Annotated in this window: 15 protein-coding genes; 12 read left to right on the forward strand and 3 right to left on the reverse strand. The window is 63.2% G+C overall.

All coding sequences use genetic code 11. The features are described from left to right. Window positions 1-42: 42 nt before the first annotated feature. The 7 genes from V1290_RS21805 (at window position 43) to V1290_RS21835 (ending at window position 8330) form a co-directional block, all read left to right on the forward strand. Window positions 43-1293, forward strand: a complete 1251-nt coding sequence (locus tag V1290_RS21805) for an NAD(P)/FAD-dependent oxidoreductase (protein WP_334366311.1) — start codon at window positions 43-45, stop codon at window positions 1291-1293. Window positions 1294-1543: 250 nt separating this feature from the next. Beyond that, a complete protein-coding gene (locus tag V1290_RS21810) occupies window positions 1544-2461 on the forward strand; it encodes an ABC transporter permease (RefSeq protein WP_028347963.1) in 918 nt (305 codons plus the stop codon). Continuing rightward, the gene (locus V1290_RS21815) at window positions 2458-3339 is read left to right on the forward strand and encodes an ABC transporter permease (protein WP_334366312.1); all 882 of its coding nucleotides are present in this window, start codon (window positions 2458-2460) and stop codon (window positions 3337-3339) included. Before V1290_RS21810 ends, V1290_RS21815 begins: the two co-directional genes overlap by 4 nt. Continuing rightward, on the forward strand, window positions 3336-4313 hold the full coding sequence (locus tag V1290_RS21820; RefSeq protein ID WP_334366313.1) for an ABC transporter ATP-binding protein: 978 nt from the start codon (window positions 3336-3338) through the stop codon (window positions 4311-4313). The genes V1290_RS21815 and V1290_RS21820 overlap by 4 nt, the downstream gene beginning before the upstream one ends. Then, entirely contained in the window at window positions 4310-5260 is a 951-nt protein-coding gene (locus tag V1290_RS21825; protein WP_334366314.1) for an ABC transporter ATP-binding protein, read from the forward strand. The genes V1290_RS21820 and V1290_RS21825 overlap by 4 nt, the downstream gene beginning before the upstream one ends. Window positions 5261-5304: 44 nt before the next feature. Then, entirely contained in the window at window positions 5305-6834 is a 1530-nt protein-coding gene (locus tag V1290_RS21830; protein ID WP_334366315.1) for an ABC transporter substrate-binding protein, read from the forward strand. Window positions 6835-7310: 476 nt separating this feature from the next. Further along, window positions 7311-8330: a serine hydrolase gene (locus tag V1290_RS21835; RefSeq protein ID WP_334366316.1), complete on the forward strand. Its 1020-nt coding sequence runs from the start codon at window positions 7311-7313 to the stop codon at window positions 8328-8330. 19 nt (window positions 8331-8349) lie between these two features. On the opposite strand, the gene V1290_RS21840 is transcribed toward V1290_RS21835, so the two are convergent. Together V1290_RS21840 and V1290_RS21845 are read right to left on the reverse strand one after the other, a co-directional pair. Further along, window positions 8350-9825: an amidase gene (locus tag V1290_RS21840; protein ID WP_334366317.1), complete on the reverse strand. Its 1476-nt coding sequence runs from the start codon at window positions 9823-9825 to the stop codon at window positions 8350-8352. 126 nt (window positions 9826-9951) lie between these two features. After that, the gene (locus V1290_RS21845) at window positions 9952-10128 is read right to left on the reverse strand and encodes a hypothetical protein (RefSeq protein WP_334366318.1); all 177 of its coding nucleotides are present in this window, start codon (window positions 10126-10128) and stop codon (window positions 9952-9954) included. Between the two features lie 166 nt (window positions 10129-10294). Between V1290_RS21845 and V1290_RS21850 the strand changes: the two genes are divergently transcribed. Beyond that, complete coding sequence (locus tag V1290_RS21850) at window positions 10295-11101, forward strand: transglutaminase-like domain-containing protein (RefSeq protein WP_334366319.1); 807 nt, start codon at window positions 10295-10297, stop codon at window positions 11099-11101. 62 nt (window positions 11102-11163) lie between these two features. Continuing rightward, window positions 11164-11412 (forward strand): type VI secretion system-associated protein TagO, encoded by a 249-nt coding sequence (locus V1290_RS21855; protein WP_334366320.1) that lies wholly within the window; start codon window positions 11164-11166, stop codon window positions 11410-11412. A 70-nt stretch (window positions 11413-11482) separates the two neighbouring features. Here the strand turns inward: V1290_RS21855 and V1290_RS21860 are convergent, their stop codons facing one another. After that, the gene (locus V1290_RS21860; RefSeq protein WP_334366321.1) at window positions 11483-11713 is read right to left on the reverse strand and encodes a hypothetical protein; all 231 of its coding nucleotides are present in this window, start codon (window positions 11711-11713) and stop codon (window positions 11483-11485) included. Window positions 11714-12035: 322 nt separating this feature from the next. Here V1290_RS21860 and V1290_RS21865 point away from each other — a divergent pair, with 322 nt between their 5' ends. The 3 genes from V1290_RS21865 to V1290_RS21875 all read left to right on the forward strand — a co-directional run bounded on the left by V1290_RS21865 (window position 12036) and on the right by V1290_RS21875 (window position 13302). Further along, window positions 12036-12278: a hypothetical protein gene (locus V1290_RS21865; protein ID WP_213254581.1), complete on the forward strand. Its 243-nt coding sequence runs from the start codon at window positions 12036-12038 to the stop codon at window positions 12276-12278. Window positions 12279-12652: 374 nt separating this feature from the next. Next, the gene (locus V1290_RS21870; protein ID WP_334366322.1) at window positions 12653-12832 is read left to right on the forward strand and encodes a hypothetical protein; all 180 of its coding nucleotides are present in this window, start codon (window positions 12653-12655) and stop codon (window positions 12830-12832) included. Between the two features lie 335 nt (window positions 12833-13167). After that, complete coding sequence (locus V1290_RS21875) at window positions 13168-13302, forward strand: hypothetical protein (RefSeq protein ID WP_334366323.1); 135 nt, start codon at window positions 13168-13170, stop codon at window positions 13300-13302. Window positions 13303-13368: the final 66 nt, after the last annotated feature.

Genomic DNA, 13368 nt, shown 5'->3' on the forward strand with positions numbered 1-13368 from the left:
TCTCCTTTGTAAGATCCCCTTGGGAAGGTGTTTGGAAAGTCGATGCCGGAAGATAAAGCGGATGTCGTGGTGCTCGGCGCGGGCATCGTCGGGGTATCGACGGCGTTTGCCGCGCGGCAGCGCGGGATGCCGGTCGTACTCGTCGATCGGCGCGAGCCGGGCAGCGAAACCTCCTACGGCAATGCCGGCATCATCAGCAGCGGCTCGATTACGCCGCTCAATAATCCATCGCTGTGGAAGTCGCTGCCGAAATACCTGACCAACCGCCATGCGGCATTGCGTTGGAATCCGCTTTGGGCGGTGAAGAACGCGGGCTGGGTCGCGCGCTTCTTGGCCAATTCGGCCGCGTCGCGACTTCGGCCGCGCGCGACCGCGCTGCATGGCTTGATCGGTGCATCGGCGAAACTGCATCGGGAATGGATCGTGCAAGCGGGAGCGGGACATCGCATTCGCGAGACCGGCTGGCTCAGGGCGTGGCGCAGCGATGCGGTTCTCGCGGCGAAGCAGGAGCAGGCCAAGTTGGCTGAATACGGCATCGCCAGCGAATGGCTCAACCGCCAGGCCATCTCCGCGCTCGAGCCGGATATTGTGCCCGTTTATAAAGCGGGCCTGCTGCACACCCAGACCGCCTCGGTCGACTCGCCAGGCGAGGTGGTCAAGGCCTATGCACGGATGTTCGCGAACGCCGGCGGCCAGGTGAGGCAGGCGGACATCAAGGCGATCCTACCCGACGGCAATGGCTGGCGCGTGGTGCTGGCCGATGGCGAGATTTCGGCGCGGCATGTGGTGGCCGCGCTGGGACCCTGGTCTGCCGATATGTTGCGGCCGCTCGGCTATCGCGTGCCGCTCGCCTTTGAGCGCGGCTACCACCGCGAATTCAAGCCGAACCCGGCGCGTTCCTTGCGGCGTCCGATCTATGACATCGACGGCGGTTTTATCATGACGCCGATGGAGCAGGGTATCCGCGTCACCTCGGGCGTCGAACTGACCGATCGCGATGCGCCGTCCTCGTTCGCGCAGCTCAATCAGGCGATTCCGCTCGCGCGCGGCGTGGTCGAATTTGGCGACGCTGTCGGCGATGCATGGCGCGGCTCACGGCCGACACTGCCCGACAGCCTGCCGATGATCGGACCAGCGCCCCGGCATGCCGGGCTTTGGCTTGCGTTCGGCAACCAGCACATCGGCTTCACGACCGGTCCCGCAACCGGCGCCGCCATTGCCGCCATGATTGCCGGCGCGCCCACGCCTTACGACGTGACGCCGTTCGCGCCGAGCCGCTACATTCGAGACTGAGATCGCGGACCCGGCGCCCAAACTGGACTCGTTCGGACTCTTTTGACCGCAAAAGTTGCACCGGACCGGGTGCTTGTCGCATGATTGCAGCCTGCAATGGCACACACATTGCATCGTCGCAACAGGCAGGCGTCGCGTTGGGAAATCGTTGCAATCGTCCCTTGCATGGGACGACAGTTTGGTGACACTTGCCCTTGCTTCGCCGACCCGAGGAATGCGCCTGCGCGCCGGTCGGCGCTGGAGTTTGTTGATGTTGCGTCTGATTGCCCGGCGTCTTGCTCTCGGTGTGCTGGTCGCGCTGACCGTCATGACGCTTGCATTCCTGCTGACGCGGCTGTCCGGCGACCTTGCGGTTTCGATCGCGGGCCCGCAGGCGACGCAGGCCGACGTCGAAATCGTGCGCAAGGCCTACGGCCTCGACCGCCCGCTCTATGTCCAGTTCTTTGCCTGGACCGGCCGCGCCATGGTCGGTGATTTCGGCCAGAGCTATTTCTTCAAAGACAGTGTGGCGAACCTGATCCAGAAGCGCCTGCCGATCACGCTGACGCTCGGCCTGGTGGGCTTAAGCCTCGCCTTGCTGATCTCGCTGCCGCTCGGCATCCTGGCGGCGCTCCGCGAAAACACCTGGATCGACCGCGGCGTCACCCTGTTCACGATGGTCGGGCAGGCAGTGCCGAGCTTCTGGCTGGCGCTGATTCTGATGATCGTGCTCGGCCTGCAGCTCGGCATCCTGCCCATATCCGGCACCGGCACCTGGCAGCATTTCGTGATGCCCGGCATCGTGCTTGCCTTCACCGCGATCCCGGCGCTGACGCGGCTGACGCGCTCCGGCATGATCGAGGCGATGGCCTCCGATTACATCCGCACCGCGCGCGCAAAAGGCCTGTCGCGGGCGCGCATCATCTTCAAGCACGCGCTGCGCAACGCCGCCATTCCCGTGGTGTCGATCGCGGCGGTCCAGCTCGGCTTCATGCTGGGCGGCTCGATCGTCATCGAAACGGTGTTCGCGCTGCATGGCGTCGGCTATCTCGGCTGGGAGAGCATCGCCAAGAACGATTTCCCTGTCGTGCAGGCGGTGGTGCTGGTGCTGGCCGTGTTCTATATCGGCCTCACGCTCCTGGCCGACATCCTCAATGCGCTGCTTGATCCGAGGCTGAGGACCGGATGAGCGAGCCGATTGCCATTCAGGCGCCGCAGCCTTCGAGCATAGGTAGCTCGCGCATCGGCGCCGCCGGCTTTGCGATCGGGATTGCCATCGTCGCGATCGTCGTCGCGGCGGCGCTCGTCGGCAACGCGCTGGTGCCGCAGGATCCGTTCACCCAGGACCTCGGCAATCGCCTCAAGCCGCCGTTCTGGATGGAGGGCACCCAGCCGGGCCACTGGCTCGGCACCGATCAACTCGGCCGGGATTATCTCGCGCGGCTGGTCTATGGCGCGCGCATTTCGCTCCTGATCGGCATCATGACGGTGATCACGTCGGGGTTGATCGGCATCACGCTCGGCGTGCTCGGCGGCTTCTTCGGCGGCCGCGTCGACGATTTCGTGCTGTTCGCCATCACGACGCGATTGTCGATCCCTGTCGTGCTGGTCGCGCTTGCGGTGGTCGGGCTGATGGGATCGGGCCTCGGGCTCGTCGTCGCCACGCTCGGGCTGTTGTTATGGGACCGCTTCGCGGTCGTCGCGCGCGCGACCACCATGCAGGTTCGCAACCACGACTACGTCAGCGCGGCCTGGTGCGCCGGCGCCTCGATGCCGCACATCCTGATCAAGGAGATACTGCCGAACATCGCGAGCCATCTTGCCGTGGTGGCAACGCTGGAGATGGCGCTGGCCATCCTGCTCGAGGCTGCCCTGTCATTCCTGGGATTGGGCGTGCCGCCGCCGCTGCCGTCCTGGGGGCTGATGATCGCCGAGGGCAAGGACTACATGTTCTTTTCGCCCTGGGTGATCATGATCCCCGGCGTAGCCCTGGCAGTTTTGGTGCTCGGCATCAATCTGGTCGGCGACGGACTGCGCAATCTGCTCGGCGCGGAGCGGCTGCGATGAGTGCGCTCTTGGACGTGGAGGAGCTTCAGGTAACGTTCGGCCGCACCGCGGCGGTGCGCGGCGCCTCGTTCCGGGTCGAGAGGGGCGAGACTCATTGCCTGGTCGGCGAGTCCGGCTGCGGCAAGTCGGTGACCGCGCTGGCGGTGATGAGCCTGCTCGCCCGCGGCGGCCAGCGTTCGGCGAAACGGATGCGTTTTGCCGGTACCGACCTCACATCGCTGTCGGACCGCGAGATGGCGCGCCTGCGCGGCAACCGCATGGCGATGATCTTTCAGGAGCCGATGACCAGCCTCAATCCGGCCTTCACCATCGGTTCGCAGATGGCGGAGGTGATGACGCGCCACAAGGGCGGCTCGCGCGCGGCGGCCCTCGACCGCGCCGCCGAATTGATGGGCCGCGTCGGCATCACCGCACCTGGCATGCGGCTCGGCCAGTTTCCGCACCAGCTCTCCGGCGGCCTGCGCCAGCGCGTGATGATCGCGATGGCGCTGATGTGCGATCCGGAACTGTTGATCGCCGACGAGCCGACCACCGCGCTCGACGTCACCGTGCAGGCGCAGATCCTGCGGCTGCTCGCCAATCTCAAGCGCGAACTCGGCCTCTCGATCCTGCTGATCACCCATGACCTCGGCATCGTCGCGCGCGTCGCCGACCACGTGTCGGTGATGTATGCCGGCGAGGTGGTCGAGCGCGCGCCGACCGCGGAACTGTTCCGCGCGCCGCAACACCCTTACACCCGCGGTCTTCTGTCCTGTGTGCCGGTGCCCAGCCGCGTGCAGCGCGACCGGCCGCTCGGCTCGATTCCCGGCGTCGTGCCGGCGATCGGGCCCGGCTTTGCCGGCTGCGCCTTTCGCTCGCGCTGCGCCCACGCCAATGAAACGTGTACACGCGCGATACCGCGGCGTCGGGCGGGCGAGGCGCACGATTATCTTTGCCGGCTCGAGCCGGACTGGGCGGAGCTACAACCCGCATGACCGCCGCGATCGAGGTCGAGAACCTGCGGTGCGAATTCCGCGTCCACACCGGACTGATGTCGGCGGAAAAGCGCGTGGTCGCGGTCGACGATGTCACGTTCAGCGTGCCGGCCGGTAGCGTGCTCGGCATCGTCGGCGAGTCCGGATGCGGCAAGTCCACGCTGGCCCGCCTGATCCTCGGGCTGCTCAAGCCGACGGCGGGAACCGTGCTGGTCGATGGCAAGCGCCTGTTCGACCTCGACCGCAAGGCGCGGGCGCGATTGATCCAGCCGGTGTTCCAGGATCCGTTCGCCTCGCTCAATCCGCGCCGGCGCATCAAGGATATCGTCGCGCTGCCGCTTGCAGCCCAGGGCACTTTCTCGCGCGGCGAGATCGAGCGCCGGGTCGGCGGCATTCTCGAGCGCGTTGGCCTGTCGGCCGCGATGGGCGAACGCATGCCGGCGCAACTCTCCGGTGGGCAACGCCAGCGCGCGGCGATTGCCCGCGCATTGGTGCTGGAGCCGCGGATCGTGATATGCGACGAGCCGACCAGCGCGCTCGACGTCTCGGTGCAGGCGCAGATCCTCAATCTCCTGGCCGACCTGCGCCGCGACCTCGGGCTCACTTACCTTTTCATCAGCCACAATCTCGCCGTCGTCGAGCATGTCGCGAGCGAAGTCGCGGTGATGTATCTCGGCCGTTTCGTCGAGCGGAACGAAACCGACGCGCTGTTTCGCAAGCCCCGCCACCCCTACACCCAGGCGCTCCTGGAAAGCGTGCTGACGCCGGAGCCGGGCAAGGGCGTGCCGGACATTGGTCTCGGCGACGCCATGCCGGATCCGTCCAATATTCCGCCGGGCTGCCGGTTCAACCCGCGCTGCCGCATCGCGGTCGAGCGCTGCCGCCATGAGGCGCCAATGCCCATGGTCCGCCCGCCCCAGGGAATGGTAGAGTGTCATCTGGCATAGGGCGTGCTTCACGCCGCCTGTAAACGCGAATGATGGAGGGCAATATGCGTATGCAAAACAAGCTCGGCGCGGCCATTCTGGCCGTGGTTCTATCGGGAGCCGGTGCGTTGCCCGCTTCCGCGCAGAAATCCGCCGACACGCTGCGGATCGTGATGCGCGACGCGCTGCCCAACATCGATCCCTTCTACAACAATTTGCGCACCGGCGTGGTGATGCACCACCAGGGCTGGGATGCGCTGGTCTACCGCAATCCCGATACGTTCAAGCTGGAGCCGCTGCTCGCAACCGAATGGAAGCTGCCGGATCCGACCACGATCGAGTTCAGCTTAAGGCCCGGCGTCAAGTTTCATGACGGCAGCCCGTTCACGGCCGACGACGTCGTTTACACCATCAATATCGTCGCCGATCCGGCGAGCCGCGTCTCGACCCCGTCGAATTACAACTGGATCGACAAGGCGGAGAAGACCGGCGACCTTTCGGTGCGCGTCAAGCTGAAGCGGCCGAACCCGGCGGCGCTGGAATATTTCGCGCTGGTGCTGCCGATCTATCCCAAGGCCTATCGCGAGAAGGTCGGCGCAGAAGGTTACGCCAAGGCGCCGGTTGGCGCGGGTCCCTACAAGGTGACGAAGGTCGAGCCCGGCGTCTCCATCGACTTCGAGCGCTTCGAGGACTACTGGGCCGGCAGTCCCAAGGGGAAGCCTGCGATCAAGAAGATGAGTGTGCGCTTCGTGCCGGATGCCGGCACCGAGATGACCGAATTGCTCGCCGGCCGCGCCGACTGGATCTGGAACATGAACCCGGACCAACTCGAGCCCGTGAACCGGATGCCGCATCTGCAGGCGGTGCGCAAGGAATCGATGCGGATCGGCTTTCTCTCGATGGATGCGGGCGGCCGCACCGGCGCCGACAATCCCCTGACCAAGCTCAAGGTGCGTCAGGCGATCTGGCACGCGATCGACCGCAAGGCGATTGCCGACAAGCTCGTCACCGGCGGTAGCCGCGTTCCGGCTGCGCCCTGCTTCCCGTCGCAGTTCGGATGCGATGCCGAAGCCGCGGTGGCCTACGCCTACGATCCGGCCAAGGCCAAGCAGCTTCTCTCCGAGGCCGGTTATCCCGATGGATTCGACGTCGAGCTTGCCAGCTACGTGCTGCCGCAATGGGGCTCCTCGGTGCAGAACTATCTGCATGCGGTCGGCATCCGTGCCAAGCTCAACCAGCTCCAGACCGCGGCGCTGATCCAGCGCGCCAAGGCCGGCGAACTCAGGATGTATCTCGGAAGCTGGGGCAGCTATTCGATCAACGACGTCTCGGCCATTCTGCCGAACTACTTCGATGGCGGCGCCGACGACTACGCGCGCGATTCCGATGTGCAGAAATGGCTGCTTCAGGGCGGTTCATCCATCAACCCGGAGGTGCGCAAGGAGGCCTATTCGGCGGCGATCAAGAAGATCACCGAGCAGGCCTACTGGGCGCCGCTGCACACCTATGTAACGACCTACGGCCACTCCAAGCAGCTCGATTTCACGCCATACCCGGACGAACTGCCGCGGTTCTATCTGGCGAAGTGGAAGTAGAGCTGGCGGGTTGCCCGGAGAAAGCAGCGATGGAGCGGGATGACGATTCGAAGATCAGTCATCCCACTCCACACCATCAAGCGGGCAGCACGCCCAGACTGACTGCAACGAACGCAGGTGCGTTGACGGCGGCGTGCAGGGCGATGTCCACGGTGGCGTTCCTTGAAAACTTCGGAGGGCGCTTCATCAAATGACCGTGTCCTTGAGGAGCGATTGCAGGAACAGCGCGTTTCGGTTGGGAGCATAACCCGGGGATCACCACTACCGCGCGGACCTGTCATGTTGTTTCCATCAATCATCGCATCGCTCGGCTGACAACAGCGGCTGGCGATTTCGCGGTACATCTCCAAATGGCAACGGCTTCGATCAGATGGTGGTGTCGCGCTGCAGGGCTGACCTTTCTGCTTGCCTGCCTGTCCGGTTCGGCGCCAGTTGTCATTGCCGACCCTGATATGGAATCGCGGGTTCGAGACCTCGTGGCAGGCCACCTCGCCCCCGAAGCGACGGCTGATCATCCGGGCGGGGCCGCATCCGCAGTTTACATCGCAGGCCGCGTGGAGTTTTTTAATTACGGCTTCGCGGATCAAGCCAGGAAAACGACAATCACGTCGGACTCGCTGTTCAATATCGCGTCCATGCGCAAGGTGTTTGAAGCTACGCTGGTGGCGCTCGGAACGCTTCGTGGCGAACTGAGGTTGGACGATCCCATCGACAAATACGTCACCGAATTGCGGGGGGACTATATTCGTCGGGTCACGATCGGCGAGCTTGCAAGCCATACGTCCGGCCTGCTGCTGGCAACGGATCATCCGCCCTGGCCCAACGAGACGTACTCGTTGGCCGACTTTCTCGACATGCTCAACGCCTGGACTCCCCATGCGGGCGAGCAGCCGGGCAGGCAGCGCGTCTACACGCACGCCGGCTATGTGCTGTTGCAGCTCGCGCTCGAGCGTCGGTATGGGCTTCCAATCAAGGAACTGGTCGAAACCCGCATCCTGAAGCCTCTCGGCATGAACTCGACGCTGCTTCCGGACCGCGGGCCGGACAATCGCGCCATCATGAGTCCGGAGTTCATGCAGCGCGCCGTCCAGGGCTATTCCGAGGACGGAACGCCAATCGGGCCGCCGGGCAACCAGCAGAGCTATTACCATTTCGCCGGGACCGGACAGATGTTCTCGTCGGCGAGGGATCTGGCGATCTTCCTTGCTGCTTGTGTCGACGGCAGAGCGATCGATCCGCAGTTGCGCGAAGCCTTGCAGATCACGCAGCGCGAGATGTTCCGTGTGAGCGAGATGTTCGGACAGGCGATGGCCTGGGAGAATGTCGACGTCGATGGGGTGAGCATCGTCGACAAGCCGGGCGGTCTCAACAACGCATCGGCCTATATGGGGCTGGTCCCCGCGCGAAAGATCGGCATGCTCCTGCTCGCCAACCGCGCCAACTTTCCGACAGAAATGGCTCGCTACCGTATACTTCCGGCGCTATCCCGAATGTAGATGGTGCCGAGCGCGCCGTTCAATCGCTCGTCACATGCACGCCAGCCCTTTGCCCCGCATTCCACTTGCCGCCGATCGCGCGCTCGATCTGCGCCGCGAGCTGCAACAATAAGCCGTCATTGGCCTGCTTGGCGATGGCCTGGATGCCGAGCGGCAGACCGTGCTCGTGGGTGGCAAGCGGCAGCGAGATCGCCGGGATGCCGCAGAGATTGGCGAGCGGCGTAAAGGCAAAATTGCGCCAGAGATTGCCGAACCAGTCCAGCACGTCGGGATTGTCGCTGATCGTGAGATACTCGGTCGTGCCGACCTTCGGCGTCGGCAGCGCGGTGATCGGCGTTAGTATAATATCCCACTCCTCGAAGAACGCGCCGAAGCCGCGCGAGGTCGTGTTGAACACCGCCTGCATGCGCGCTCGGTCCGCGTAGGACGTGTGCCGGCCACGCTCCCAGATCCGGATGTTGATCGGCTCGATCAGATCTTCCGGCGGCTGTTCTAGGCCACGCGCCGCCAGCATGTTGGAGATGACGACGGAAAAGTTGCTGATATAGCAGGTGGTCTGCGCCGCGAAGGCCTCACCATAGTCCAGATCCGGCAGGGCGTAATCGACATCATGGCCGAGGCCTTCGAGAAAGCGCCCGGCTTTCTGCAGCTCGGCCGCGATATGCGGTGTCGCGCGATAATCACCCCACTGATACGACAGCGCGATTTTCAGCCGGGCAGGATCGCGTGTGATCATCCGCGTATACGGCTCCGGCGGACTCCAGAACGGCATGAATTCGCCCGGCGCCGGACCGCGGCAGGCATCGACGAAGGCCGCGGTATCGCGCACCGTGCGCGACTGGCAGCCTTGAATCGAGACCAGCCCGCTCAAATCGGAGAGGTGCGGCGACAGCGAGAACACGCCACGCGAGACTTTCAGCCCGATATTGCCGTTGACGCCGGCGGGAATCCGGATCGAGCCGCCGCCGTCGGTCGCGTGCGCGATCGGCACCGCGCCGGCGGCGACCATCGCAGCGCTGCCGGCCGACGATCCGCAGGTGGTGTAGTCGGTATTCCAGGGATTGCGCGTGACATAGACGGCGGGATTGTCGGCCGAGCTGCAGACGCCGAATTCCGGCGTCGTGGTGCGTCCGATCAGATTGAGCCCGGCTCCGCGCATCTTCTTGGTCATGAATGTATCGGCCGTGGCGCGATTGCCGCGCATGTAGAGCGAGCCCATCTCCTGCAGCCGGCCCTTCAGCGTCGGACCGAGGTCCTTCATCAGGAACGGAAGTCCGGCAAACGGCCCGCCGAGATTGGTACCGTCGGTGGCGGGATCTGCGACCGCATCCTCGAACACTTCGACGACGGCCGAGAGTGGGGGATCGACCTTGGCGATGGCGGCGGCGGCCTGCGCCGCCAAATCCTTGGCCGTCAGCTCGCCCTTCGCGACACGCGCAGCCAGCGCCACGCCATCGTGCTGCGCCCACTCGTCCCAGCTCATCGGCAAATTCATGCAATCGGTCCCCTCGGAAAATAGCTCGGACATTAGAACATGATTGGGAAAAGGCGGAACTGTTTTTCGCCGGCCCGCAGATAGGTTCAATATGATCTTCCCGCCGGCCGATGAGCGGCTGCGTCTTCAGGAACGGAAATCTATGCTGCGCACGATGATGCCGGGAGGAGTGCCTTCAAACTCTCGGGCCAGGAATTTGCGGGACACGCATGCGTCGATCCGGTCCTGCAGCCGCGCGAACTGTTCCTCGCGCGGATCTGCCGGCGTGCGTGGCACGCGTTCAAGACTGTTGCGGCCGAACATCTGTTTGTTCAGCTCGCCTCTCCCGAGAGCCGGGTGAGGTCGGCAATCTCAGCGTATATCGGTTTCCTTGGCGCCCGCCGCATTTGGTCGAATAAGCCAGTCAACGCCTTGTATTCGCTGGCTTCGTAGCCACTTCGAGCAGGCAGCTGCCGGAAAGGGCTTTCGAGTGAAGATTCGCGTCGGATTCGAAATGATCTACGATTTCCCGCAGCCGACGCCGATGATCATGGTGCTGGGCACGCACTTCACCCGTGCGTCCGACATCATCGTGCCGGATTTCCTCACCACCGACCCAGTCGTTGAGATCACCCCCTACCGCGACATGTTTGGCAATTGGTGCAGCCGCATGGTTGCGCCCGCCGGCCGCGTGCGTCTTGCGGCCGACGGCGTCGTTCGCGACAGCGGTCTGCCAGATCCGGTGTTTACTTCCGCCGTTCAGCACGCGATCGAGGATCTGCCCGCGGACACTTTGGTCTATCTGCTCGGCAGCCGTTATTGCGAGACCGACCGGCTTTCGGAAATCGCCTGGCAATTGTTCGAGAAGAAGCCGCCGGGCTGGGCGCGAGTCCAGGCGATCTGCGATTTCGTCCATCATCACATCGCCTTCGGATATGAGTATGCTCGCGCCAGCAAGACGGCGTGGGAGGCTTACCAGGAAGGCAAGGGCGTCTGCCGCGACTACGCCCATCTTGCCGTTGCGTTCTGCCGCTGCATGAACATTCCCGCGCGCTATTGCACGGGCTATCTCAGCGACATCGGCACGCCAAAGCCATGGGCTGCAGGCGATTTCGCCGGTTGGTTCGAAGCCTATGTCGGTGGGCACTGGCGTACTTTCGATCCGCGCAGCAACGTGCCAAGGATCGGTCGCATCCTGATTGCGCAGGGGCGCGACGCTTCCGACGTGCCGATCACCCAGACCTTTGGGCCAAACACATTGGTCGGCTTCAAGGTCTGGACCGACGAGGTTGCGTGACGACGGTCGCCGCGCATCGACCTGCTTGATTTGAACTGCGACCCATCGGGAAAGGAACTCGGATGAAAACGACTCTCGCCGTGCTGGCACTATGTGCATTTGCGCCGGGCGCTCTTGCCGCAGCGCCAGAGTGCCGCGCGATCGAAAACGCCAATGCGCGCCTGTCGTGCTATGACGCCACGTATCCTCCGAAAATCGAAAAATCCGTAGTCTCTGAAAAAGACCCGTCGCGAGCCGCCTACAAAGATCCCTTCAGCGCAGAAGACGCCAGGACCAACGCCAAGCTGAAGAATATCTGCCGCGGTTGCTGAGATGGAGGCGCCCCGGCCGGTAGAGGGCTTTTTCTTCGCACAGGCGATAACGGCGCGACAGCCAGCTTTGCTAGCTCAACAATGTACGCACCCTCATGGCGGCATCGTAGATCTCGACCTGAAGCATCGGATAAGCGGTCTTTAGCTTTCGACCGGCGACCTCGGCAGCCTCGATCGCGTCAAACTCCGACTTGAAATGGCCGTCGACAATCGTCGCGAACCCTTCGGTCGGAGGCCTGTCGGCCCGCACTGATTTCTTCGGTTCTGGCTCTTCAACTGAAAGCAGGGGTTTCTTCATCATTATTCCTTTCGCGTTCACCGCGATTATTTGATCTGCGTGGAAGCTGGTTTCAAAAGCCGCGGCTGGCGCATCGTGATGCGTGTCCTCCGATCAGGAGACCAAGAACAACTGGTACCAGGATTGGAGGTACCAGCCACTCTCGCAGATCGAATTGTTGGCTGGTGGACACATTAACCGCCCGTCGTGTGGCGGGAGTACAAGACTCTCAGTCACCGATAGCAGCCAATGAAGGGGCGGTGATGCGTATAGCAGACGCTCTTTCCATGACGATGTCGAGGGAAATCCCAAAGCGCGGTGCGACCCGCACTCCTAAGGAGAGCCCATGGCTCGCGAAACAAGCTACTTCGTTCAGGCATTCGATGCCGGCCGGGGAGGAAACCTGAAAGCGGGCGTTCCGATAGCCTGCAAAACGGCAACTGGCGCGCTTCGCACCGCGGAGCGGCTGGCCGAGAGCAAGCTCGGTGTTGTTGCCTTCTCATCCACCGGTGACCCTGAGATGGGCGACTATGACGACGAGCCGACGGTCATCTTCCGCAAGGGAGAGCTGCCATCGGCCTTCGACTGAGATAGGTCCGGCAACTTTCCGCGGATCGGCCATGTAGATCGCTTCGAGTTGGACGCGACGGGATTACGTCAGCACCCCTTCCGTGGTCGCGCGTCAAGTGTGAGCATCGCCACCGGCAGGCGCTCGCGGTTGTCTCCGCGGCGTTTTAGCGCTCGCTATTGCCGCGACGCGAGCCTAGAGTTGATTATCACCGCGTTTCCCACGGCGTCTATCGGTGATTGAGGGCTAGCAACGCTCACGCCCGACGAACGGAGCGCTTTTGTTGTCCCAAGGTTGCTTGGCTGCCGACCGGACCGTCCCGCTGGCAATCGTTCCGCCGCTTCTTCCATTGTTGGTATCGGCCGTGGCATTCCTGCATGGATAGGACGAGCGAAGTGCATTACCTGATCAGCGGCAACAATCAATTTGGCCGGGTCAATCTTAGCCGTGCAGCGGCGGGGGCTGCCGTCAAGAAGGCAAAGGAGCTTTTGCAGGAAGGTTATTTGGACGTGAGGATATCCACGCCCCGGGGCCGGATCCTGTTGTCTGATGAGTTCGATCAGCTTGAAGAATAGCGGGGCGCCCACAATAGGTCCGGGAGGCAAGCCATGAGCAGACCCTTCAAGACCGCCGATGAGCTCCAGGATATGATTGTCGAGCAGGCAAGGATTCTCCATGGTCCCTGGCCTTCGGGGATGACGATGTTTGTTTTCGACGATGCTTACGGATGGAGCGCGAGCATCAGTCGGCCAGCGTCCGAGGGCGACAATTTCTATCGCACCCGCACACTCGATTTGATCAGGACGTTGAAGGTCAGATATGATCTAGACGCGCCTCGGCTCTAGTCGACGACGATATCTAGCCGAATCTGCATTGGTTCCGGCATCACCATCAACCCACGGAGATCGACATGGCTAAAGGCGAGCAAAGAGGCAATCGGGAAGCCAAGAAACCCAAGAAGGAGAAGATCAAGGTAATTGCCGCAGCACCGAGTCAGAAGGCCGGAGGCTGGCAGCCAACCTCAGGTTCCGGTAAGAAGAAATAATGCTCGGTGCTCATTGGTGGGGAGAAACCTGATCGTCTCCCGCGGTTGCATGGCCTATCGGGGCAT

The sequence above is a fragment of the Bradyrhizobium sp. AZCC 1578 genome, assembly GCF_036924675.1.
GTDB lineage: Bacteria > Pseudomonadota > Alphaproteobacteria > Rhizobiales > Xanthobacteraceae > Bradyrhizobium.

Excerpts from the sequence above, each read along its gene's own strand:
- V1290_RS21805 (WP_334366311.1), top strand. The coding sequence starts at position 43 with ATGCCGGAAGATAAAGCGGATGTCGTGGTGCTCGGCGCGGGCATCGTC.
- V1290_RS21810 (WP_028347963.1), top strand. The coding sequence starts at position 1,544 with ATGTTGCGTCTGATTGCCCGGCGTCTTGCTCTCGGTGTGCTGGTCGCG.
- V1290_RS21815 (WP_334366312.1), top strand. The coding sequence starts at position 2,458 with ATGAGCGAGCCGATTGCCATTCAGGCGCCGCAGCCTTCGAGCATAGGT.
- V1290_RS21820 (WP_334366313.1), top strand. The coding sequence starts at position 3,336 with ATGAGTGCGCTCTTGGACGTGGAGGAGCTTCAGGTAACGTTCGGCCGC.
- V1290_RS21825 (WP_334366314.1), top strand. The coding sequence starts at position 4,310 with ATGACCGCCGCGATCGAGGTCGAGAACCTGCGGTGCGAATTCCGCGTC.
- V1290_RS21830 (WP_334366315.1), top strand. The coding sequence starts at position 5,305 with ATGCGTATGCAAAACAAGCTCGGCGCGGCCATTCTGGCCGTGGTTCTA.
- V1290_RS21840 (WP_334366317.1), bottom strand. The coding sequence starts at position 9,825 with ATGAATTTGCCGATGAGCTGGGACGAGTGGGCGCAGCACGATGGCGTG.
- V1290_RS21845 (WP_334366318.1), bottom strand. The coding sequence starts at position 10,128 with ATGTTCGGCCGCAACAGTCTTGAACGCGTGCCACGCACGCCGGCAGAT.
- V1290_RS21855 (WP_334366320.1), top strand. The coding sequence starts at position 11,164 with ATGAAAACGACTCTCGCCGTGCTGGCACTATGTGCATTTGCGCCGGGC.
- V1290_RS21860 (WP_334366321.1), bottom strand. The coding sequence starts at position 11,713 with ATGATGAAGAAACCCCTGCTTTCAGTTGAAGAGCCAGAACCGAAGAAA.
- V1290_RS21865 (WP_213254581.1), top strand. The coding sequence starts at position 12,036 with ATGGCTCGCGAAACAAGCTACTTCGTTCAGGCATTCGATGCCGGCCGG.
- V1290_RS21875 (WP_334366323.1), top strand. The coding sequence starts at position 13,168 with ATGGCTAAAGGCGAGCAAAGAGGCAATCGGGAAGCCAAGAAACCCAAG.